Raw genomic sequence first — 22,393 nt, forward strand, 5'->3', positions numbered from 1 at the left:
CTTTGTCGGCCTTGATAAAAAGCTCGGGGCTGAAGCCCCTCCTACGAGATCGCTGGATGTCCGCTTCTGCCTAGTAGTTGCCCATAGGCATGCCCAGATCACCCAGGCAGCCTGAACTACGCCTCTCCTACCCAGCAATAAACCGGCGCATCGGTGCCGGTTTCCATGCGCACCTGATCACAATGGCGCAGGCGAACCAGCAGGCGCTTGCCAGCCACTTCACCGCCGGCCAGCGCCGCCAGTTGCGCCATGAGCTGCGGCCCCTCGATACGCCCGGCACGGCGCAGCAGCTCCAACACCGTCTGCCACTGAGCATCCTGATCGGCCGGCGCCGAAGCTGACGCGGCTGTCGCCGGACTCTGCGCAGGCGCCACCGACACGGCCGCTGCCAACTGTGCCCAATCCTGGGGATCCAGCTCCACTGTCAGGTCCACCGGCCAATCACCGATCCGTCCGCGAATACGCACCATATCTGCCTCCAACCAAATCGATTCGCCATGCTCCCACGAGCAGGCAAGTAAACCAAGGCGGCTCTACCACAGCGCATAAATTTGTTATAACGTATCAATTCCTGTAAACCCTTCCTGCCTCGGAGCTATCCATGCGCCACCTGCTGCTTGCCCTGCCCTTCGCCCTGCTGCCCCTGGCCGCCGCCCAGGCCCACGATGAACATGAACACGGCAGCCTCGGGAAACACGAACACGGCGTCGCCACGCTGAACATGGCGCTGGAAGGCAGCACCCTGGAAATCAAACTGGAAAGCCCGGCCATGAATATCGTCGGCTTCGAGCATGCCGCGACCAGCGATGCCGACAAGAAGACCGTCGCCGCCGCCCGCGCGGTACTTGAAAAACCGCAAACCCTGTTTAGCTTGCCCGCCGCGGCGGGTTGCAGTCTGAGCGAAAACGAAGTGCGCAGCCCGCTTTTCGGCAATGCCGAAGCTGACCACGACGAGCATGCCGATGGCGACGAACATCACCACGAGCACAGCGACATCGATGCCGACTACAGCTTCACCTGCAAACAGCCGGGTGAGCTGAAGACCCTCGACCTGTCGGCGTTCTACAAGCAATTCCCGGCCACCCAGAAGATCAACGTGCAACTGATCGGCCCGAGCGGACAGCAGGGCGTCGAGTCGACCCCGGCCAACCCGCGCCTGAGCTTCTGACCGACCATGCCGATGCCGTCACCAGGCGGCATCGGCTGTTGCACACGTTCGGCAACACCCTCTGGCTCAGCATTTCGTGGCCATGACTGGCACACTTGCTGTTTTTCTCTCCAGCGCCAGCAGTCCCCATGACCACAGCACTGATCGAACTCACTGACCTCGGCTTCGCCTGGCCCGGCCAGGACGAGCTTCTGGACATCCCCCATTTTCACCTGCAACGCGGCGAGACCCTGTTTCTCAAGGGCCCCAGTGGCAGTGGCAAAACCACCCTACTCGGCCTGCTCGGCGGCGTACAGAAACCCGGCCGCGGCCGCATTCGCCTGCTGGGCGAAGACCTCGCCACGCTCTCGGCGGCCCGCCGCGATCGCTTTCGCGTCGACCACACCGGCTACATCTTCCAACAGTTCAACCTGCTGCCATTCCTGAGCGTGCGCGACAACGTCGAGCTGCCGTGCCGCTTTTCGCGCCTGCGGGCCGAGCGCGCCGCACAGCGCTACGGCAGCGTCAGCGAGGCCGCCGGCAAGCTGCTGGAGCACCTGGGCCTGCACCCCGAGCTGCTCGAACGCCGCGCCGATTCGCTGTCCATCGGCCAGCAGCAACGTGTCGCTGCCGCCCGCGCGCTGATCGGCCAACCGGAGCTGGTGATCGCCGACGAGCCGACCTCGGCGCTGGATGCCGATGCTCGCCAGGCGTTTCTCGAACTGCTGTTCGGCGAATGCCGCGACGTCGGCGCCAGCCTGCTGTTCGTCAGCCATGACCAGAGCCTGGCCGCGCTGTTCGACCGCAGCCTGTCGCTGGGTGAACTCAACCGCGCCAGCAAGCCCCAGGAGGTCTGAGGTGTTCCTGTTACGACTCGCCCTGGCCAGCCTGGCCAACCGCCGTTTTACCGCCCTGCTCACGGTATTCGCCATCGCCCTGTCGGTGTGCCTGCTGCTCGCGGTGGAGCGGGTGCGCACCGAAGCGCGTGCCAGCTTCGCCAACACCATCAGCGGCACCGACCTGATCGTCGGCGCCCGCTCCGGCAGCGTCAACCTGCTGCTCTACTCGGTGTTCCGCATCGGCAACGCCACCAACAACATCCGCTGGGACAGCTTCGAGAAACTCGCCGCGCATCGCCAGGTCGACTGGGCGATCCCTATTTCCCTGGGCGACTCGCACCGCGGTTATCGGGTGATGGGCACCAACGAGGGCTACTTCGACCATTACCATTACGGCCGCGGGCAATCCCTTCAGCTGGCCCAGGGCGAGCGCTTTCACGACCTGTTCGACGTGGTGCTCGGCGCCGAGGTGGCCAAGGCGCTGAACTACAAGCTCGGCGACGAGCTGGTGCTGTCCCACGGTGTGGCGACGGTCAGCCTGCAGCAGCACGACGACAAGCCGTTCGTGGTCAGCGGAATTCTGGCCCGTACCGGTACCCCGGTGGATCGCACCCTGCACATTTCCCTGGAAGGCATGGAAGCGCTGCACGTCGACTGGCAGAACGGCGTACCCGCCCGCGGCGCCGGCAAGGTCAGCGCCGAACAGGCGCGGCACATGGACCTGCAGCCCAAGGCGATCACCGCGGCGATGCTCGGCCTGAAGAGCAAGATCGCCACCTTCGCCGTGCAGCGCGAGGTCAACGAATATCGCGGCGAGCCGTTGCTGGCGATTCTCCCCGGTGTCGCCCTGCAGGAGCTGTGGAGCCTGATGGGCACGGCGGAAAAGGCGCTGTTCGTGGTTTCGCTGTTCGTGGTACTGACCGGGCTGATCGGCATGCTCACGGCGATTCTCACCAGCCTTAACGAGCGTCGTCGGGAGATGGCCATCCTCCGTTCGGTCGGCGCGCGGCCGTGGCATGTCGCCAGCCTGCTGGTTCTCGAGGCGTTCTCGCTGGCGGTGGCTGGCGTGGTGGCCGGCACGGCGCTGCTGTATGCCGGCATCGCCGGTGCGCAAGGCTACGTGCAGGCCAACTATGGCCTGTATTTGCCGCTCAGCGCACCAACGCCCTATGAGTGGACACTGCTTGGCGCTATTCTGGCGGCCGCCCTGCTGATGGGCTGTGTGCCGGCCTGGCGCGCGTATCGGCAGTCGTTAGCGGATGGGCTCTCCATTCGACTGTGACTAAACGAAGCCGGGCCAATCAGCCCGGCTTCGTTTTCCAACCCGAAGGTAGTGTCATGCGTCGCGCCCTGCTTACCGCTCTGCTCCTCACCCTGGCCTCACCGCTCTGGGCTGCCGAATTGCGTACGCTGAACTGGCAGGAACTGATCCCCAAGGACGCACCGCCACAGGTTCCGCAGATGACACCGATGCACGACATGTCGCAGTTGGGCGACGCGTTGTCCGAGGGCGGCGCGGCCTCGTTGCAGCAGTTCCCGTCGGCGCCGGTGGTCAAGGAGATGGACGGCCAGAACGTCAAGATCCCCGGCTACATCGTACCGCTGGACGTCACCGAAGAAGGCCGCGTGACCGAGTTCCTGCTGGTGCCCTACTTCGGCGCCTGCATCCATGTGCCGCCACCGCCGTCCAACCAGATCATCCACGTCAACACCGAACTGGGCGTGCTGCTCGACGCGCTGTACCAGCCCTTCTGGGTCGAAGGCCCGCTCAAGGTCGAGCACAGCAGCAGCGAACTGGCCGAGGTCGGCTATCAGCTGGCGGCGGACAAAATCTATCCCTACGAACTACCGGCCAATTAGGGTCTGTTGACGCGTCAGCATGGGCCCACGGGTTGCGCTGAAGCCTCGACAGCCCCTGCATCGCGACAAACCGTCGCACCCTTGCTTAGCCAGCTATTGAGCTGAGTCAACAGGCGCTTCGCCCAGCGCCGTACCCTGACGCCATCCGAGATGATTCGAATGACCGTTAGGAGCTCACCATGTACAAGTCGCTGTTCTCTGCCTCACTGATCGCCCTGGCGCTGGCGGCCCCCGTTGCCCAGGCGCATCAGGCCGGTGACATTCTCGTGCGCGCCGGCGCCATCACCGTCAACCCCGATGCGGACAGCTCCTCGGTCAAGGTCGACCGCGGCGGCCTGGCGGGCACCGACCTGGGCGGCAAGGCGACCATGAGCAGCGACACCCAGCTGGGCCTGAACTTCGCCTACATGCTGACCGACCACTTGGGCGTCGAACTGCTCGCCGCCACGCCGTTCGAGCATGACGTGAAGATCAAGGGCACCGTGCTGGACGCCGCCAACGGCAAACTCGGTACCCTCAAGCACCTGCCGCCGACCCTGAGCCTGGTGTACTACCCGCTCGACGCCAAGTCGGCCTTCCAGCCCTACGTCGGCGGCGGCATCAACTACACCTGGATCTACGACGAACACGTGGGCAGCGGCGCCTCGTCAGCCGGTTTCGACAACTTCCGCGCCAAGAACTCCTGGGGCCTGGCCTGGCAGATCGGTGCCGACTACATGCTCACCGACAACCTGATGATCAACGCCCAGGCTCGCTACATCGACATCGACACCACCGCCTATGTGGACAACACCGCCCTGGGCGTGCGCGCCAAGGTCGACGTGGATGTGGATCCGTTCGTGTACATGGTGGGGTTGGGTTACAAGTTCTAAGGACAGCTCGAAGAAGCGGGCTGACAGCGATCTGCTTTTGTGGGAGCGGCCGGGGACGCCTAGTCGATGCCCGCGATTCGCGCGCACGGCGCGCTCTCACAGGTTCAGCGCTAGGCTCACCAACTCCAAGACGCAAAAAGCCGGCATCGCCGGCTTTTTGCTATGCAGCGCTTAACGACTCAGCTATTGAGCAACGCCGCCAATCCATCACGCAGCGAGGTCTGCACCGGCAGCCGGTACTCGTTCGCCAGGCGGCCATTGTCGGCACGGGAATGGCGGATATCGCCGGCTCGTGCGTCCAGATGCGTCACCGGCGGCAGGCCGCCGAGCAGCTGACCGATCTGCGTCAGCAACTCTTTGAGGCTCACCGCCTGGTTCCAGCCGACGTTAACCGCACCGGGTGGCGGCTGCCTGGCGTCCAGTGCTTGCAGCAGCAGCTCGACCAGATCGGCGACATAGAAGAAGTCGCGGGTCTGCTCGCCGTCACCGAACACGCTGATCGGCAGGCCCTGCTGGGCGCGCTGGGTGAAGATGCTGATCACACCGGAATACGGCGAGGATGGATCCTGGCGCGGGCCGAACACGTTGAAGAAGCGAAAAATCGCCGGTTCCAGCCCGTGCTGCCGCGCGTAGAATTCCAGGTAATGTTCGCTGGCCAGCTTGTCCGAAGCGTAGGGTGTCAGCGGCGCCTTGGCGGTATCCTCGTCGATGGCCACGCCTTCGCCGTTGTTGCCGTAAACCGCGGCGCTGGAGGCAAAGACCACACGACGCACACCATGCTCGCGCATCGCTTCGCAGATGTTCAGGGTGCCGATGAAGTTGCTCTGGTGGGTGCTGACCGGATCGTCCACCGAGGCCTGCACCGACGCCACCGCGGCCAGGTGCACCACGGCGCTGCAGCCGGCCACCGCGCGACTGACCAGCGCGGCATCGGCCACGTCGCCTTCGATGAAGGTCAGACGAGCATCATCGAGCGGCAGATTACTCAGCTTGCCCATGGACAGGTTGTCCAGCACGCGCACGCTGTGCCCGCGCGCCAACAGGGCGTCGACCAGATTGGAGCCGATAAAGCCGGCGCCGCCGGTGACGAGAACGGGTTGATCAGACATGGCGGTAATACTGCTCCAGCAGGCTCGGCAGGCCAGCACGCCAGGCGCGCGGCTTGACGCCGAAGGTGTGAAGGATTTTCTTGCACGCCAGTACGCCGTGCTGCGGTTCATCGGAGGCATCGCCGCGGGCGGCATGGGCCTGGCCGCAAATTTCTTCCAGCAGGTTTTCCCGCAGGTGACGGGCTTCGCTGAGAATCGCCTGACCCAGCGCCAGGGCGGTGGTCGCCTCGTGGCCGCCGTAATGGTAGGTACCCCATAGCGGGGCGGCGCAATCGAGCTGCTTGAGTACGGCGAGAATCACCCGCGCGGCATCGTCCACCGGCGTCGGGTTGCCCCGCCGATCATCGGCCAGGAACAGCGCCTTGTCGCGCTCGGCACGCACCAGAAAACGCGCCAGCAGGCCGTCCGGACTGTCATCGAGAATCCAGCCGAAGCGCAGCAGCACATGGCGTGGGCACAGCGCGCGCACGCTCTGTTCCATGCGCACCAACACCTGGCCACGCGTGCTCAGTGGCTGGGTTTCGTCCTTCTCGTTGTAGGCCGTGGCGCGGGCGCCATCGAACACCCGATAGCTGGAAGGCTGTAGCAGGCGAATATCATGGTGCTGGCAGAGTTCGGCCAGGCGCTCGACGGCGCGTTCCTGAGCAGCGAAACGCTCGACGCTGACCTTGGAGGCCTGAAACCAATCGAAATAGTAGGCGAGGTTGATCACCGCATCAGGGCGGGTATCGTCGACCAACTGAGTCAGGCTGGCGGCATCCCAACCCTGGGTCGGCGGGCGCGGGGCGAGAAAGCCGATATCTTCCTCGGCGCCCAGGCGAATCAACGCCCGGCCCAGCGTACTGCCACCACCCAGCAACAACAGGCGCATGCGCATAACGAAACTAGAAGCTCCACAATCAGATTTGAGCCGACGCCCGGCAATGCTGCACGGCCAGCCGGCTCTTGGCAGAGCCCGAATGGTTCAGCCCCATGGCCTGCATTTTGCTGTTTTTACCCCTCGGCGTCATCACCGGGCTTTATCCTGACGCGCCTGGCCCTTGTCAGAGCACACTCCTGGCAACCTACAGGGCAGTAATGACCTGATGTAGAGCCGATAGAAACCAAGGAAAACCACGTGAAAAAATTGCTGTTCCTGGCCTGCTGCGCGCTACTCGCCTATGGCCTGTTTCGCCCCGAGCCGCCGCCGGACCTGTTCAATGAGTCGGACAAATTCCTGCACCTGATCGCCTTTGGCGGTCTGTCGCTGGTCACCCGCTTCGCCTTCCCCGGTACGCCCGGTTGGTTGCTCTGGCCGCTACTTTTCATTCAGGCGCCGCTCTCGGAATGGCTGCAGCACCTGCTGCAGCCGACCCGTGAATTCAGCACCATGGACGTACTGGCCAACTTCTGCGGCATCGCGCTCGCCCTGCTGTTCTGGGTCTGCCAGGACCTGTTGCGCAAGCGGCTGTTCAGCACAGCCTGAGCGGCACAAACGAAAAGGCCCCGCAGTGCGGGGCCTTTTGCAGTCAGCGCTCGATCAGAACGGAATGTCGTCGTCGAAGCTGTCGTAGTCCTGGGCCGGCTGCGGCTTCTGTTGCTGCGGGGCGGACTGACGTGGCGCCTGCTGCTGCGGCTCGCGCTGCGGTGCCGGACGCGACTGACGCTGCTCACCACCACCGGCGCCGTCAGGACGGCCGCCGAGCAGCTGCATGGTGCCCTGCATGTCGACGATGATCTCGGTGGTGTAGCGCTTGATGCCGTCCTTTTCCCACTCGCGGGTCTGCAGCTTGCCCTCGATGTACACCTGGGAGCCCTTGCGCAGGTACTCGCCGGCGATCTCGGCAACCTTGCCGAACAGCGACACACGGTGCCATTCGGTCTTCTCGACGCGCTGACCGGTCTGCTTGTCCGTCCACTGCTCGCTGGTTGCCAGGCTCAGGTTGGTCACGGCATTGCCGCTGGGCAGATAGCGCGTTTCCGGATCCTGTCCGCAGGTACCGACCAGAATGACTTTGTTAACCCCACGGGCCATAACGCTCTCCTACTTTCAGCACGTCCCCGGCGCCGCTTCGATCAAGCGCTGCAGCGACGTGCGATCCAATTGTTGGGTATCCACTTTCACATAGAGGGCGGCCTCTTCGACCACCACAACGGCATCCGCTACTCCCGGCGCCGCCTGAATTCGCTCGGCCAGACCTGCTTCCTGCAACGCCGCACTGGAGAGCGGCAACCGCAGGCTGGTCACATACGGCGGTTCGCGCATAGTAACAGCTATGGCCAGCCAGAGAACCGTTAACAACGCACAGCCGCCGAACACGCCGGCCAGGGCGAAGTGCTGATACAGCCAGCCGCCGAGAATGCCGCCCAGCGCCGAGCCTAGGAACTGACTGGTCGAGTAAACGCCCATCGCCGTGCCCTTGCCACCGGCCGGCGCCACCTTGCTGATCAGCGAAGGCAGCGAGGCTTCGAGCAGGTTGAACGCGGTGAAGAACACCACGATGCCCAGCATCAGGTTGCGCAGGCCATGGCCGAACAGCCAGAAGAACAGCTCGCAGGCGAGTAGCACGACGACCGAGCCTATCAGCACACGGCGCATGCGGCGCTTCTTCTCGCCATAGATGATGAACGGCACCATCAGGAAGAAACCGCCGAGCAGCGCGGTGAGGTACACCCACCAATGCTGCTCCTTGGGCAGCCCGCCCTGCTCCACCAGCGCCAGCGGCAAGGCGATGAAGCTGGCCATGAGGGTCGCGTGCAGGGCGAAGATGGCGAAGTCCAGGCGCAGCAGATCCGGGTTTTTCAAGGTCGGCCACAAGGCCTGCTTGGCCACCCCCGACTCACGGTGCTGCAGCGGTCCGGCACTGGACGGCACCAGCCCCGCGACAATGACAATCCCCAGCAGCGCCATGGCACCGGTGGCCAGGAACAGGCCGGACAGGCCGAAGGCGCGTGTCAGCAGCGGGCCAACCACCATGGCGATAGCGAACGACAGGCCGATGCTCATGCCGATCAGCGCCATAGCCTTGGTGCGGTGTTGTTCGCGGGTCAGGTCGGACAGCAGCGCCATCACCGCCGCGGAGATCGCCCCGGCGCCCTGCAGCACGCGTCCGGCGATCACGCCCCAGATGGAATCGGCATTGGCTGCCAAGAGACTACCGGCGGCGAAGATCACCAGGCCGAAGTAGATCACCGGCCGCCGGCCGATGCGGTCGGAGATCACGCCGAAGGGAATCTGTAGAAAGGCCTGGGTCAGGCCGTAGGCGCCGATCGCCAGACCGATCAGCGCCGGGGTTGAACCGGCGAGCTCCTGCCCATAGGTAGCCAATACCGGCAACACCATGAACATGCCCAGCATGCGGAATGCGAACACCAACGCCAGCCCACCGGCTGCACGAGTTTCCGCGCCACTCATGCGTTCGCTGTGCGAATCGCCCATCGTCAGTAACCTGTTGAAACAAGCCGACGATTCTACCAGTCGAAACCCTACTGGCACAGCAGCGGCGCTTTGCCGCACGCCCGTTGCCCCCCTTATACTCGGCGGTTTATCCGCCCGCCACGCGAGGCTGTTTTGGACAAGATCCTGATCCGGGGTGCCCGCACCCACAATCTGAAAAATATCGACCTCACCCTGCCCCGCGACAAGCTGATCGTGATCACCGGCCTGTCCGGCTCGGGCAAGTCGTCTCTGGCCTTCGACACGCTGTACGCAGAAGGCCAGCGCCGCTACGTGGAGTCGCTGTCGGCCTACGCCCGACAGTTCCTGTCGATGATGGAAAAGCCCGATGTCGACACCATCGAAGGCCTGTCGCCGGCGATTTCCATCGAGCAGAAGTCCACCTCGCACAACCCGCGCTCGACGGTCGGCACCATTACCGAGATCTACGACTACCTGCGCCTGCTCTACGCCCGCGCCGGTACGCCGCGCTGCCCCGACCATGACCTGCCGCTGGAAGCCCAGACGGTCAGCCAGATGGTCGACCAGGTGCTGGCCATGCCGGAGGGCAGCAAGTTGATGCTGCTGGCTCCGGTGATTCGCGAGCGCAAGGGCGAGCACCTGGCGGTGTTCGACGAGCTGCGCGCCCAGGGTTTCGTGCGCGTGCGGGTCGACGGCAAACTGTATGAGCTGGACGAGTTGCCCAAGCTCGACAAGCAGAAGAAGCACAGCATCGACGCCGTGGTAGATCGCTTCAAGGCCCGCGGCGATCTGCAACAGCGCCTGGCCGAATCCTTCGAGACCGCGCTCAAGCTGGCCGACGGCCTGGCGCTGATCGCGCCCATGGAAGGGGAAGAAGGCGAAGAAATCATTTTCTCCGCGCGCTTCGCCTGCCCGGTGTGCGGCCATTCGATCAGCGAGCTGGAGCCCAAGCTGTTCTCCTTCAACAACCCGGCTGGCGCCTGCCCGACCTGCGACGGCCTGGGCGTGAAGCAGTATTTCGACGCCAAGCGCCTGGTCAACGGTGAGCTGACCCTGGCCGAAGGCGCCATCCGCGGCTGGGACCGGCGCAACGTTTACTATTTCCAGATGCTCGGCTCACTGTCGTCGCACTATGGCTTCAGCCTCGACAAACCATTCGCCGAACTCGACGCCGAGCACCAGAAAGTCATCCTCGGCGGCAGCGGTTCGCAGAACGTCGACTTCAAATACCTCAACGACCGTGGCGACATCGTCAAGCGCTCGCACCCGTTCGAAGGCATCGTGCCCAACCTCGAGCGCCGCTACCGCGAGACCGAGTCGACCAGCGTGCGTGAGGAACTGGCCAAGTTTCTCAGCACCCAGCCCTGCCCTGACTGTCGCGGCACCCGCCTGCGTCGCGAGGCCCGCCATGTGTGGGTGGGCGAGAAGACCCTGCCGGCCGTCACCGGCCTGCCGATTGGCGCAGCCAGCGACTACTTCGGTGGCCTGACCCTGGACGGTCGCCGCGGCGAGATCGCCAGCAAGATTCTCAAGGAGATCTGCGAACGCCTGCAGTTCCTGGTCAACGTCGGCCTCGACTACCTGACTCTGGACCGCAGCGCCGACACGCTGTCCGGCGGCGAGGCCCAGCGAATCCGCCTGGCCAGCCAGATCGGCGCCGGCCTGGTGGGCGTCATGTACATCCTCGACGAGCCGTCCATCGGCCTGCACCAGCGCGACAACGAACGCCTGCTCGGCACCCTGCGTCACCTGCGCGACATCGGCAACACGGTGATCGTGGTCGAGCACGACGAGGACGCCATCCGCATGGCTGACTACGTGGTCGACATCGGCCCGGGTGCTGGCGTACACGGCGGGCAGATCGTCGCCGAGGGCACGGCCGAGGAAGTCATGGCCCATCCGGACTCGCTGACCGGCAAGTACCTGTCCGGCCGCACCAAGATCGTCGTGCCGGCCAAGCGCACACCGCGTAACAAAAAGCTGTCGTTGAAGATCAAGGGTGCTCGTGGCAACAACCTGCAGAACGTCAACCTGGAAATCCCCATCGGCCTGCTGACCTGCGTGACCGGTGTGTCTGGCTCGGGCAAGTCCACACTGATCAATAACACCCTGTTTCCGCTCAGTGCCACGGCATTGAACGGCGCCACGACCCTGGAAGCCGCCGCCCACGACAGCATCGACGGCCTGCAGCATCTGGACAAGGTGGTGGACATCGACCAAAGCCCCATTGGCCGCACGCCGCGCTCCAACCCGGCGACCTACACCGGGCTGTTCACGCCGATCCGCGAGCTGTTCGCCGGTGTGCCGGAAGCTCGCTCCCGCGGCTACGGCCCGGGGCGCTTCTCGTTCAACGTCAAGGGTGGCCGCTGCGAGGCGTGCCAGGGCGACGGTCTGATCAAGGTGGAGATGCATTTTTTGCCGGACATCTACGTGCCTTGCGACGTCTGCAAGAGCAAGCGCTACAACCGTGAAACTCTGGAGATCAAGTACAAGGGCAAGAGCATCCACGAGGTGCTGGAAATGACCATCGAGGATGCCCGCGCGTTCTTCGATGCCGTGCCGGCATTGGCGCGCAAGCTGCAGACGCTGATGGACGTTGGCCTTTCGTACATCAAGCTCGGCCAGTCGGCGACCACCCTGTCCGGGGGCGAGGCGCAGCGGGTCAAGTTGTCCCGCGAGCTCTCCAAGCGTGACACCGGCAAGACCCTGTACATCCTCGACGAGCCGACTACCGGTCTGCACTTCGCGGATATCCAGCAACTGCTCGACGTGCTGCACCGCCTGCGCGACCACGGCAACACGGTGGTGGTGATCGAACACAACCTGGACGTGATCAAGACCGCCGACTGGCTGGTGGACCTCGGCCCGGAAGGTGGCTCCAAGGGCGGTCAGATCATCGCCTGCGGCACGCCGGAGGAAGTGGCCGAGATGCCGCAGTCCCACACGGGGCACTTCCTCAAGCCGCTGCTGGAACGTGATCGCGCCTGAGCGCCGCGCTGAAACGAGAAAGCCCCGCGAATGCGGGGCTTTTTCTTGGGTGGTGAGTTACATCTGGCTTTGCAGATACTTCTCCAGACCCAGCTTGTCGATCAGCTGCAGCTGGATTTCCAGCCAATAAGCGTGATCTTCCTCGGTGTCCTTGAGCTGCAGCAGCAGGATGTCGCGGGTCTGGTAATCCTGATGGCGCTCGCACAGCTCGATGCCCTTGCTCAGCGCAGCGCGTACCTGGTACTCCAGCGCCAGGTCCAGCTTCAGCGCCTCCGGCACGGTCTGCCCGAAGGTGAAGGCATCCGGCACCATGTCCGGCACACCTTCGAGGAAAAGAATGCGCTTGAGCAACGCGTCGGCGTGCTCGGTCTCCTCCTCCATCTCGTGGTTGATGCGCTCGTAGAGCTTGTTGAAGCCCCAGTCTTCGTACTGACGCGAGTGGATGAAGTACTGATCGCGCGCGGCCAGCTCCCCTTTAAGCAGGAACTTGAGGTAGTCGATGACTTCGATATGGCCCTTCATGGGGAAATCCTTGGTGCTGCGAATGAATGGGTGAATGCTCGACCCATCACCCGGCCGGGTCAAGCAAAAAGCACAACGCCCCCATAACGGAGGCGTTGTGTTGGAGCAGCTCGCCGACCGGGCGCAAGCGCCCGATCATGGATCAGGCGAGATCGAAACGGTCGAGGTTCATAACCTTGGTCCAGGCCGCTACGAAGTCGTCGATAAAACGCGCATCGGCGCTGGCGTAGACTTCGGCCTGGGCACGCAGGATCGCATTGGAGCCGAACACCAAGTCGACACGGGTCCCGGTCCACTTGACCTTGCCAGTCTTGCGGTCACGCCCCTCAAACAGGTTGGAGTCACCGGCCACCGCCTTCCACGCCGTGCCCATGTCGAGCAGGTTGACGAAGAAGTCGTTGCTCAGCGCGCCCGGCTTGTCGGTGAGCACACCATGACTCGCGCCGCCGACGTTGATATTGATCGCCCGCAGGCCACCGACCAGCACCGTCAGTTCTGGCGCGGTCAGGGTCAGCAGCTGCGCCTTGTCGATCAGCAGCGCCTCGGCTGGCACGCTGTAACGACCCTTGAGGTAGTTGCGGAAGCCGTCGGCGATCGGCTCAAGCACGGCGAAGGACTCCACATCGGTCTGCGCCTGGGAGGCGTCACTACGCCCTGCCGAGAACGGCACCTTCACGGTACGCCCAGCCTTGCTGGCAGCCTGCTCAATACCGGCGTTACCGGCCAGCACGATCAGGTCGGCCAGGCTCACCTGCTTGCCACCAGTGGCTGCGCGGTTGAACTCGGCGCGAATGCCTTCCAGCTTCGCCAGCACCTTGGCCAGTTGCTCGGGCTGATTGGCGGCCCAATCCTTCTGCGGGGCCAGGCGAATACGCGCACCATTGGCACCACCGCGCTTGTCGGAGCCGCGGAAGGTCGAGGCCGAGGCCCAGGCGGTGCCCACCAGCTCGGATACCGACAGCCCGGAAGCCAGCACTTGGGACTTGAGGGTGGCCACGTCCGCGTCGTCAATCAGCGGGTGATGTACCGCCGGCAGCGGGTCCTGCCACAGCAGCTCTTCTTTCGGCACTTCCGGGCCGAGGTAGCGCGAACGTGGGCCCAAGTCACGGTGGGTCAATTTGAACCAGGCGCGGGCGAATGCTTCGGCGAAAGCCTGAGGATTTTCCAGGAAGCGACGGGAGATCTTCTCGTAAGCCGGATCGAAGCGCAGCGACAGGTCGGTGGTCAGCATGGTAGGCACATGCTTCTTCGACGGGTCGTGTGCATCGGGGATGATCGCGTCGGCGTTCTTGGCGATCCACTGGTGGGCGCCGGCGGGGCTCTTGGTCAGCTCCCACTCGAACTTGAACAGGTTCTCGAAGAAGTTGTTGCTCCACTGCGCAGGCGTGGTGGTCCAGGTCACCTCCAGCCCGCTGGTGATGGTGTCGCCAGCCTTGCCGCTACCGAACGAGCTGGCCCAGCCCAGGCCCTGCTCTTCCAGGCCAGCCGCTTCCGGCTCAGCGCCTACGTGGTCAGCCGGGCCGGCACCGTGGGTCTTGCCAAAGGTGTGACCACCCGCGATAAGAGCAACGGTTTCCTCATCGTTCATCGCCATGCGCGCGAAGGTTTCGCGGATGTCATGGGCGGCAGCCAGCGGATCAGGGTTGCCTTCCGGGCCTTCCGGGTTCACGTAAATCAGGCCCATCTGCACGGCGGCAAGCGGGTTCTCCAGGTTACGCCCCTGGCTGTCGGTACGGTCCTGCTCCTGGCCATGCAGCTCGGCATCGGCGACCAGCACGCCCTGGTCGTCTTCACGGCCGGCAGCGCCTTTGCCATAGCGCTCATCGCCACCCAGCCAGGTCTTCTCGGTGCCCCAGTAAACATCCTGATCCGGTTCCCAGGTGTCCTCACGGCCACCGGCGAAACCGAAGGTTCGGAAGCCCATGGTTTCCAGGGCGACGTTACCGGTCAGCACCAGCAGGTCGGCCCAGGAAATCTTCTGGCCGTACTTCTGCTTGATCGGCCACAGCAGGCGGCGCGACTTGTCGATGTTAACGTTGTCCGGCCAGCTGTTAAGCGGTGCGAAACGCTGCTGGCCACGACCAGCACCGCCACGACCGTCGCCCGTGCGGTAGGTACCAGCGGCGTGCCAGGCCATGCGGATGAACTGCGGGCCGTAATGGCCGAAGTCGGCGGGCCACCAGTCCTGCGAGTCGGTCATCAGCGCACGCAAGTCTTTCTTCAGGGCTTCGTAGTCCAGCGAGTTGAAGGCTTCGGCGTAATTGAAGTCCTCACCCAACGGGTTGGACTTGGAGGAATGCTGGTGCAGCAAATCGACGCGCAGCTGATTGGGCCACCAATCACGGTTGCCTGTACCGCCGCCAGCGGCATGCTTCGGGGTTTCTGGAGAGGCTTTACCCGAGAATGGGCATTTGCCTTCGGTCTTGTCACTCATGTCTCTCTCCTTACCTGGCCTGATCGTTCCCGACTGAGCGGGATTGGCGTTGAGTATTGACGAGCACAAGCGAAGCGACAAATGAATAACAACTTACAGTGCGATAGATTTTGGCTAAACGAGAGGCATAAAAAAACCGGGCCTGAGCCCGGTTCTTCTTGCAACGATGCCTTACTCGGCAGCTTCTACCTTGCCGCCGACCGGACGGTCGACCAGCTCGACATAAGCCATCGGGGCATTGTCACCAGCGCGGAAACCGCACTTGAGGATACGCAGGTAACCGCCCTGACGGGTGGCGTAGCGCTTGCCCAGATCGTTGAACAGTTTGCCAACGATAGCTTTCGAACGAGTACGGTCGAAAGCCAGACGACGGTTAGCAACGCTGTCTTCCTTAGCCAGGGTGATCAGCGGCTCGGCAACGCGACGCAGTTCCTTGGCTTTCGGCAGAGTAGTTTTGATCAGCTCATGCTCGAACAGCGATACCGCCATGTTCTGAAACATGGCCTTGCGGTGAGCGCTGGTGCGGCTGAGGTGACGGCCACTTTTACGATGACGCATGGTTCAATTCCTTACCAAACTACACGTTCGGTGATGATGACGATCAGGCAGTCGCCTTGTCGTCTTTCTTCAGACTTGCCGGCGGCCAGTTGTCGAGGCGCATACCGAGGGACAGACCACGGGAAGCCAGAACGTCCTTGATTTCAGTCAGGGACTTCTTACCCAGGTTCGGCGTTTTGAGCAGCTCTACTTCGGTGCGCTGGATCAGGTCACCGATGTAGTAGATGTTCTCTGCCTTCAGGCAGTTGGCCGAACGGACGGTCAGTTCAAGGTCATCAACCGGACGCAGCAGGATCGGGTCGATCTCGTCTTCCTGCTCGATCACAACCGGCTCGCTGTCGCCCTTCAGGTCGACGAATGCAGCCAGTTGCTGTTGCAGGATGGTAGCGGCACGACGGATGGCCTCTTCAGGATCCAGGGTACCGTTGGTTTCGAGATCGATAACCAGCTTGTCCAGGTTGGTGCGCTGCTCGACGCGAGCGTTTTCCACCACGTAAGACACGCGACGCACCGGGCTGAAGGAAGAATCGAGCTGCAAGCGACCAATGCTGCGGCTCTCGTCTTCATCGCTCTGGCGCGAATCGGCCGGCTCATAGCCGCGACCACGAGCTACAACGAGCTTCATGTTCAGCGCGCCATTAGCGGCCAGATTGGCGATTACGTGGTCGCCGTTGACGATTTCAACATCATGATCCAGCTGAATGTCGGCAGCGGTTACGACGCCAGAGCCCTTCTTCGCCAGAGTCAGTGTAACTTCGTCTCGACCGTGCAGTTTGATGGCCAGACCTTTGAGGTTGAGCAGGATTTCAATGACGTCTTCCTGAACACCTTCAATGGCGCTGTACTCATGGAGTACACCGTCAATCTCGGCCTCGACTACTGCACAGCCAGGCATGGAGGACAACAGGATGCGACGCAGCGCGTTGCCCAGGGTATGGCCGAAACCACGCTCGAGAGGCTCGAGAGTGATCTTGGCGCGGGTCTGACTGACCACCTGCACATCGATATGGCGGGGGGTCAGGAACTCATTTACCGAAATCTGCATGGATGCACCTATTTTCTAGCCCTTACTTGGAGTAGAGCTCGACAATCAGGCTCTCGTTGATGTCAGCGGAGAGATCACCACGAACCGGAACGCTTTTGAACACGCCGGATTTCTTCTCGGTGTCTACATCTACCCACTCAACACGGCCACGCTGAGCACACAGCTCAAGAGCCTGAACGATGCGCAGCTGATTCTTCGACTTCTCGCGAACTGCAACCACGTCACCAGCTTTGACCTGGTAGGACGGTACGTTGACAGTCTTGCCGTTTACGCTGATCGCTTTGTGCGAAACCAGCTGACGGGACTCGGCACGAGTAGCGCCGAAACCCATACGGTAAACGACGTTATCCAGACGGCACTCGAGCAGTTGCAGCAGGTTCTCGCCGGTAGCGCCTTTCTGGCTGGCTGCCTGCTTGTAGTAACCGCTGAACTGACGCTCCAGTACACCGTAGATACGACGAACTTTTTGCTTCTCACGCAGCTGGGTGCCGTAGTCGGACTGACGGCCACGGCGCTGGCCGTGAATACCTGGGGCTGCTTCGATGTTGCACTTCGATTCCAGAGCGCGGACGCCACTCTTCAGGAACAGATCAGTGCCTTCACGACGAGACAGTTTGCATTTGGGACCAATGTAACGAGCCATTTCTCACTGTCTCCTGATTACACGCGACGCTTCTTCGAAGGACGGCACCCGTTATGCGGGATAGGCGTCACATCGGTGATGCTGGCGATCTTGTAACCGCAGCCGTTAAGAGCACGGACAGCGGACTCACGACCCGGACCTGGGCCCTTGACGTTGACGTCGAGGTTCTTCAGGCCGTATTCCAGCGCAGCTTGACCAGCACGCTCAGCAGCCACCTGGGCAGCGAACGGGGTGGACTTGCGGGAACCGCGGAAACCCGAACCACCGGAAGTAGCCCAGGACAGGGCGTTACCTTGACGGTCGGTGATGGTCACGATGGTATTGTTGAAAGAAGCGTGGATGTGGGCGATGCCATCAACCACCGTCTTTTTGACTTTCTTACGAGTACGAGCAGCAGGTTTTGCCATGACTAAATTCCTGTCGATTCGCGAACGCGATTACTTGCGGATCGGCTTACGCGGGCCCTTACGGGTGCGTGCGTTGGTCTTGGTGCGCTGACCGCGAACCGGCAGACCTTTACGATGACGCAGGCCGCGGTAGCAACCCAGATCCATCAAGCGTTTGATTTTCATGTTCACTTCACGGCGCAGATCACCCTCGGTATTCACCTTGGCGACTTCACCACGCAGCTGCTCGATCTGCTCGTCAGAGAGATCCTTGATCTTTGCTGCCGGGTTTACACCGGTAGCGGCACAGATTTTCTGTGCAGTAGTGCGACCAACACCAAAGATGTAGGTCAGCGAGATAACAGCGTGCTTGTTATCCGGAATGTTAACGCCTGCAATACGGGCCATTCAGTGGAACTCCAATTGACAGCTACCTACGCCCCGGAAGCCAAGAAATGGGGCGCGAGATATTATCGCTGTAAAAACAAATAATCAACCCGGCAGCGCACTAGCTGCCGGGCTTATAGCGTCGATCACATTCAGCCTTGGCGCTGTTTGTGACGCGGTTCCGCGCTGCAGATCACTCGCACTACACCTTCACGGCGAATAATCTTGCAGTTGCGGCACAGCTTTTTCACCGATGCACGAACTTTCATCACCAACTCCTCGAACCTTATGGACACTTCAGCGGAGCATGCCGCTGCCGTAGCCCTTCAGGTTGGCTTTCTTCATCAGGGATTCGTACTGGTGCGAAACGAGGTGCGATTGTACTTGCGACATAAAGTCCATCACAACCACTACCACGATCAGCAACGAGGTCCCGCCAAGGTAGAACGGTACGTTGGCCGCCACCACCAGGAACTGGGGCAACAAGCATACGGCCGTCATGTACAGAGCACCGAACATGGTCAAGCGAGTCAGAACGCCATCGATATAGCGTGCAGACTGCTCACCGGGACGGATACCCGGAATAAAGGCACCGGACTTCTTCAGGTTTTCCGCTACGTCTTTCGGGTTGAACATCAGCGCTGTATAGAAGAAGCAGAAGAAAATGATCCCTGCACTAAACAGCAAAATGTTCAACGGCTGACCAGGAGCGATAGCCTGTGAAATATCCTGCAGCCAGCCCATACCTTCGGACTGACCAAACCAGGCACCCAGCGAGGCCGGGAATAACAGAAGGCTGCTGGCGAAGATGGCCGGGATTACGCCCGCCATGTTCACCTTCAACGGCAGGTGGCTGGTCTGCGCAGCGAAGACCTTGCGGCCCTGCTGACGCTTGGCGTAGTGCACCGCGATACGACGCTGGCCACGCTCAATGAACACCACAAAACCGATGATCGCTACTGCCAGCAAACCGATGGCGATGAGAGCGAAAATGTTGATATCGCCCTGCCGTGCAGACTCGAAAGACTGCCCGATCGCCGACGGCAGACCGGCTACGATGCCCGCAAAAATCAGCATCGAAATACCGTTGCCAACACCGCGCTCGGTGATCTGCTCGCCCAGCCACATCATGAACATCGCACCCGCCACAAAGGTGGTGACTGCAACGAAGTGGAAGCCGAAATCGACCGAGAACGCTACGCCCTGGCTCGCCAGGCCAACGGACATGCCGATAGCCTGGACGAACGCCAGAACCAAGGTGCCGTAGCGGGTGTACTGACTGATCTTGCGACGACCAGCCTCACCTTCCTTCTTCAACTGCTCCAGCTGCGGGCTCACGGCGGTCATCAGCTGCATGATGATCGATGCCGAGATGTACGGCATGATCCCCAGTGCAAAGATACTCATCCGTTCCAGCGCGCCGCCGGAAAACATGTTGAACAAGCTAAGAATGGTCCCCTCATTCTGTCGAAACAGATCGGCCAGACGGTCAGGGTTTATACCGGGAACTGGGATATGCGCGCCGATTCGATAGACGATGATCGCCATGAACAGAAAGCGCAGACGAGCCCAGAGTTCGGACAACCCGCCACCAGCCAGAGCAGAGAGAGCACCTTGCTTAGCCATTTATTCCTCGAACTTACCGCCAGCTGCTTCGATAGCCGCACGCGCACCTTTGGTGGCAGCGATACCTTTGAGGGTGACCGCGCGAGTAATCTCACCGGACAGCATGACTTTCACACGCTGTACGTTTTGATTAATCAGGTTGGCATCCTTCAGCGCCTGCAGAGTAACTACGTCGCCTTCGATCTTGTTCAGCTCGGAAGTACGCACTTCTGCGCGATCCATAGCTTTCAGAGACACGAAACCGAACTTGGGAAGACGACGGTGCAGAGGCTGCTGGCCGCCTTCGAAACCCGGAGCAATGGTGCCACCGGAGCGGGAGGTCTGACCTTTGTGACCACGGCCACCGGTCTTGCCCAAACCACTACCGATACCACGGCCCGGACGGTGCTTCTCGCGACGGGAACCCGGCGCTGGACTCAAATCGTTCAGGTACATGGATCAACCCTCCACACGGAGAAGGTAATAAGCCTTGTTGATCATGCCGCGGTTTTCCGGAGTATCCAGAACTTCAACGGTATGATTGATGCGACGCAGGCCGAGGCCTTTGACGCAGGCTTTGTGATTGGCCAGACGGCCATTGGTGCTCTTGATCAGAGTCACTTTGACGGTGTTAGCCATGGTTAGAGAATCTCCTCGACACTCTTGCCACGCTTGGCTGCAACCGAATCCGGAGACTGCATAGCCTTCAGACCTTTGAAAGTGGCATGAACCACGTTCACAGGGTTGGTAGAGCCGTAGCACTTGGCCAGAACGTTCTGAACACCAGCAACTTCCAGGACGGCACGCATGGCGCCACCAGCGATGATGCCGGTACCTTCGGAAGCAGGCTGCATGTAAACCTTCGAAGCGCCGTGGGCGGACTTCATGGCGTACTGCAGAGTGGTGCCGTTCAGATCAACTTGGATCATGTTGCGACGAGCAGCTTCCATCGCCTTCTGGATGGCAGCCGGCACTTCACGGGATTTGCCACGGCCGAAACCTACACGGCCCTTGCCATCACCTACCACGGTCAGCGCGGTGAAGGTGAAGATACGGCCGCCTTTTACGGTCTTGGCAACGCGGTTCACCTGAACCAGCTTCTCGATATAGCCTTCGTCGCGCTTTTGGTCGTTATTTGCCATAACTTAGAACTCCAGCCCGCCTTCACGAGCAGCATCAGCCAGCGCCTTGACGCGGCCGTGGTACTTGAAGCCAGAACGGTCGAATGCAACCTGGGTCACACCAGCGGCTTTCGCGCGCTCGGCAACCAGCTCACCAACTTTCTTGGCCGCGTCGACGTTGCCGGTGGCGCCGTCACGCAGTGCTTTGTCCAAGGTAGAGGCGCTGGCCAGAACCTTGCTGCCGTCGGCCGAGATGACCTGGGCGTAGATGTGCTGCGAAGAGCGATACACGCACAGACGCACGGCTTCGAGCTCGTGCATTTTCAGGCGTGCTTTGCGAGCGCGACGCAGACGAGTAACTTTTTTGTCGGTCATTTCCTAGCCCCTTACTTCTTCTTGGCTTCTTTACGGCGGACGACTTCGTCAGCGTAACGAACACCTTTGCCCTTGTAAGGTTCAGGACGGCGGAAGTCACGAATCTCCGCGGCAACCTGACCAACCAGCTGCTTGTCGACACCCTTGATCAGGATCTCGGTCTGGTTCGGGGTTTCGGCCACAACGCCTTCCGGCAGTTGGTAGTCGATAGGGTGAGAGAAGCCCAACGCCAGGTTCAGCACCTGACCCTTGGCCTGCGCCTTGTAACCAACACCGATCAGCTGGAGCTTGCGCTCGAAGCCTTGGCTTACGCCGATGACCATGTTGTTAACCAGAGCGCGGGTAGTACCGGCCATCGCACGAGTCTGCTGGTCGCCATTGCGAGCAGCGAAACGCAGCTCACCGGATTCCTGCAGCACTTCAACGGACGAGTGAACGTTCAGTTCCAGAGTGCCCTTGGCACCCTTCACCGAAAGCTGCTGACCGGCGAGCTTGATCTCTACACCAGCAGGCAGCTTGACGGGGTTCTTAGCAACGCGAGACATGCTTATCCCCCCTTAGAACACAGTGCAAAGCACTTCGCCGCCGACACCGGCAGCGCGCGCAGCGCGGTCCGTCATCACACCTTTGTTGGTGGAGACGATGGAAACACCGAGACCGCCGCGAACTTTCGGCAGATCATCGACGGATTTGTACTGGCGAAGGCCGGGACGGCTGACGCGCTTGACTTCTTCGATAACCGGACGGCCTTCGAAGTACTTCAGCTCGATGGACAGCTGCGGCTTTGCTTCGCCGCTGATCTGATAACCCGCAATATAACCTTCGTCTTTGAGAACTTTGGCTACAGCCACCTTCAGGGTAGAAGAAGGCATGCTTACGACGGACTTTTCAGCCATCTGGGCATTACGGATACGAGTTAGCATGTCCGCTAACGGGTCCTGCATACTCATGGGCTAGACGCTCCTGATACAAAAAGAATTAGCCTCTCGGCTAAAGAATCACCAGAGCTCACGGAAATCCGGGCTCAGGAGAGCCGGGCATTCTAGAGACTGATCAAAAATGAATCAAGCCCCAAAAGGGGCTTGATTCATATTGCTTGAACGCC

General features: G+C 61.6%; 27 protein-coding genes. 7 read left to right on the forward strand and 20 right to left on the reverse strand.

Annotated elements, in window-relative coordinates; genetic code table 11:
* Positions 1 to 116 precede the first annotated feature (116 nt).
* A complete protein-coding gene (locus FB481_RS15425; protein WP_147176956.1) occupies positions 117 to 470 on the reverse strand; it encodes a hypothetical protein in 354 nt (117 codons plus the stop codon).
* Positions 471 to 601: 131 nt separating this feature from the next.
* On the opposite strand from FB481_RS15425, the gene FB481_RS15430 reads away from it, so the two are divergent.
* From FB481_RS15430 to FB481_RS15450, 5 genes are all read left to right on the forward strand, one after another.
* Complete coding sequence (locus tag FB481_RS15430) at positions 602 to 1,168, forward strand: DUF2796 domain-containing protein (protein WP_147176957.1); 567 nt, start codon at positions 602 to 604, stop codon at positions 1,166 to 1,168.
* Positions 1,169 to 1,296: 128 nt separating this feature from the next.
* The gene (locus tag FB481_RS15435) at positions 1,297 to 2,004 is read left to right on the forward strand and encodes an ABC transporter ATP-binding protein (RefSeq protein ID WP_147176958.1); all 708 of its coding nucleotides are present in this window, start codon (positions 1,297 to 1,299) and stop codon (positions 2,002 to 2,004) included.
* 1 nt (position 2,005) lies between these two features.
* On the forward strand, positions 2,006 to 3,268 hold the full coding sequence (locus tag FB481_RS15440; protein WP_147176959.1) for an ABC transporter permease: 1,263 nt from the start codon (positions 2,006 to 2,008) through the stop codon (positions 3,266 to 3,268).
* A gap of 56 nt (positions 3,269 to 3,324) precedes the next feature.
* Positions 3,325 to 3,846, forward strand: coding sequence for a DUF3299 domain-containing protein (locus FB481_RS15445; protein WP_075931528.1), 522 nt, complete (start codon positions 3,325 to 3,327; stop codon positions 3,844 to 3,846).
* Positions 3,847 to 4,025: 179 nt separating this feature from the next.
* Positions 4,026 to 4,718, forward strand: coding sequence for an OmpW family protein (locus tag FB481_RS15450; protein ID WP_147176960.1), 693 nt, complete (start codon positions 4,026 to 4,028; stop codon positions 4,716 to 4,718).
* 179 nt (positions 4,719 to 4,897) lie between these two features.
* Here FB481_RS15450 and FB481_RS15455 read toward each other — a convergent pair whose 3' ends face one another.
* A complete protein-coding gene (locus FB481_RS15455) occupies positions 4,898 to 5,827 on the reverse strand; it encodes an NAD-dependent epimerase/dehydratase family protein (RefSeq protein ID WP_147176961.1) in 930 nt (309 codons plus the stop codon).
* On the reverse strand, positions 5,820 to 6,704 hold the full coding sequence (locus FB481_RS15460) for a sugar nucleotide-binding protein (protein ID WP_093505548.1): 885 nt from the start codon (positions 6,702 to 6,704) through the stop codon (positions 5,820 to 5,822). Before FB481_RS15460 ends, FB481_RS15455 begins: the two co-directional genes overlap by 8 nt.
* Before the next feature lie 240 nt (positions 6,705 to 6,944).
* Between FB481_RS15460 and FB481_RS15465 the strand changes: the two genes are divergently transcribed.
* The gene (locus FB481_RS15465) at positions 6,945 to 7,292 is read left to right on the forward strand and encodes a hypothetical protein (RefSeq protein ID WP_093505550.1); all 348 of its coding nucleotides are present in this window, start codon (positions 6,945 to 6,947) and stop codon (positions 7,290 to 7,292) included.
* Between the two features lie 54 nt (positions 7,293 to 7,346).
* Here FB481_RS15465 and FB481_RS15470 read toward each other — a convergent pair whose 3' ends face one another.
* A complete protein-coding gene (locus tag FB481_RS15470) occupies positions 7,347 to 7,841 on the reverse strand; it encodes a single-stranded DNA-binding protein (RefSeq protein WP_013789781.1) in 495 nt (164 codons plus the stop codon).
* A 15-nt stretch (positions 7,842 to 7,856) separates the two neighbouring features.
* Positions 7,857 to 9,245 carry an MFS transporter gene (locus FB481_RS15475; RefSeq protein WP_093505552.1) on the reverse strand — a complete coding sequence of 463 codons (1,389 nt, stop codon included), beginning with the start codon at positions 9,243 to 9,245 and terminating at the stop codon, positions 7,857 to 7,859.
* 132 nt (positions 9,246 to 9,377) lie between these two features.
* On the opposite strand from FB481_RS15475, the gene uvrA reads away from it, so the two are divergent.
* Positions 9,378 to 12,212, forward strand: a complete 2,835-nt coding sequence (gene uvrA, locus FB481_RS15480) for an excinuclease ABC subunit UvrA (protein WP_013789779.1) — start codon at positions 9,378 to 9,380, stop codon at positions 12,210 to 12,212.
* 57 nt (positions 12,213 to 12,269) lie between these two features.
* Here uvrA and bfr read toward each other — a convergent pair whose 3' ends face one another.
* The 15 genes from bfr to rpsH all read right to left on the reverse strand — a co-directional run bounded on the left by bfr (position 12,270) and on the right by rpsH (position 22,238).
* Positions 12,270 to 12,734: a bacterioferritin gene (bfr, locus tag FB481_RS15485; protein WP_093505554.1), complete on the reverse strand. Its 465-nt coding sequence runs from the start codon at positions 12,732 to 12,734 to the stop codon at positions 12,270 to 12,272.
* 142 nt (positions 12,735 to 12,876) lie between these two features.
* Positions 12,877 to 15,168 carry a catalase/peroxidase HPI gene (gene katG, locus FB481_RS15490; protein WP_093505556.1) on the reverse strand — a complete coding sequence of 764 codons (2,292 nt, stop codon included), beginning with the start codon at positions 15,166 to 15,168 and terminating at the stop codon, positions 12,877 to 12,879.
* A gap of 171 nt (positions 15,169 to 15,339) precedes the next feature.
* Entirely contained in the window at positions 15,340 to 15,726 is a 387-nt protein-coding gene (gene rplQ / locus FB481_RS15495) for a 50S ribosomal protein L17 (RefSeq protein WP_013789776.1), read from the reverse strand.
* 43 nt (positions 15,727 to 15,769) lie between these two features.
* Complete coding sequence (gene rpoA / locus FB481_RS15500; protein WP_013789775.1) at positions 15,770 to 16,771, reverse strand: DNA-directed RNA polymerase subunit alpha; 1,002 nt, start codon at positions 16,769 to 16,771, stop codon at positions 15,770 to 15,772.
* Positions 16,772 to 16,793: 22 nt separating this feature from the next.
* Positions 16,794 to 17,414, reverse strand: a complete 621-nt coding sequence (gene rpsD / locus FB481_RS15505) for a 30S ribosomal protein S4 (RefSeq protein ID WP_013789774.1) — start codon at positions 17,412 to 17,414, stop codon at positions 16,794 to 16,796.
* Positions 17,415 to 17,431: 17 nt separating this feature from the next.
* Complete coding sequence (rpsK, locus tag FB481_RS15510; protein WP_013789773.1) at positions 17,432 to 17,821, reverse strand: 30S ribosomal protein S11; 390 nt, start codon at positions 17,819 to 17,821, stop codon at positions 17,432 to 17,434.
* A gap of 30 nt (positions 17,822 to 17,851) precedes the next feature.
* Positions 17,852 to 18,208, reverse strand: a complete 357-nt coding sequence (gene rpsM / locus FB481_RS15515) for a 30S ribosomal protein S13 (protein ID WP_074890145.1) — start codon at positions 18,206 to 18,208, stop codon at positions 17,852 to 17,854.
* Between the two features lie 131 nt (positions 18,209 to 18,339).
* Entirely contained in the window at positions 18,340 to 18,456 is a 117-nt protein-coding gene (gene rpmJ / locus FB481_RS15520) for a 50S ribosomal protein L36 (protein WP_002555468.1), read from the reverse strand.
* A 28-nt stretch (positions 18,457 to 18,484) separates the two neighbouring features.
* Entirely contained in the window at positions 18,485 to 19,813 is a 1,329-nt protein-coding gene (gene secY / locus FB481_RS15525; protein ID WP_013789771.1) for a preprotein translocase subunit SecY, read from the reverse strand.
* Entirely contained in the window at positions 19,814 to 20,248 is a 435-nt protein-coding gene (rplO, locus tag FB481_RS15530) for a 50S ribosomal protein L15 (protein ID WP_013789770.1), read from the reverse strand.
* 3 nt (positions 20,249 to 20,251) lie between these two features.
* On the reverse strand, positions 20,252 to 20,431 hold the full coding sequence (gene rpmD / locus FB481_RS15535) for a 50S ribosomal protein L30 (RefSeq protein WP_013789769.1): 180 nt from the start codon (positions 20,429 to 20,431) through the stop codon (positions 20,252 to 20,254).
* Positions 20,432 to 20,433: 2 nt separating this feature from the next.
* Positions 20,434 to 20,934, reverse strand: coding sequence for a 30S ribosomal protein S5 (rpsE, locus tag FB481_RS15540; protein WP_013789768.1), 501 nt, complete (start codon positions 20,932 to 20,934; stop codon positions 20,434 to 20,436).
* 3 nt (positions 20,935 to 20,937) lie between these two features.
* Positions 20,938 to 21,288 carry a 50S ribosomal protein L18 gene (rplR, locus tag FB481_RS15545; protein WP_003293038.1) on the reverse strand — a complete coding sequence of 117 codons (351 nt, stop codon included), beginning with the start codon at positions 21,286 to 21,288 and terminating at the stop codon, positions 20,938 to 20,940.
* Positions 21,289 to 21,299: 11 nt separating this feature from the next.
* Entirely contained in the window at positions 21,300 to 21,833 is a 534-nt protein-coding gene (rplF, locus tag FB481_RS15550) for a 50S ribosomal protein L6 (RefSeq protein WP_013789767.1), read from the reverse strand.
* Positions 21,834 to 21,845: 12 nt separating this feature from the next.
* Positions 21,846 to 22,238 carry a 30S ribosomal protein S8 gene (rpsH, locus tag FB481_RS15555; protein WP_013789766.1) on the reverse strand — a complete coding sequence of 131 codons (393 nt, stop codon included), beginning with the start codon at positions 22,236 to 22,238 and terminating at the stop codon, positions 21,846 to 21,848.
* Positions 22,239 to 22,393 lie beyond the last annotated feature (155 nt).

Source organism: Pseudomonas sp. AG1028 (assembly GCF_007993955.1).
Classification (GTDB): domain Bacteria; phylum Pseudomonadota; class Gammaproteobacteria; order Pseudomonadales; family Pseudomonadaceae; genus Aquipseudomonas; species Aquipseudomonas straminea.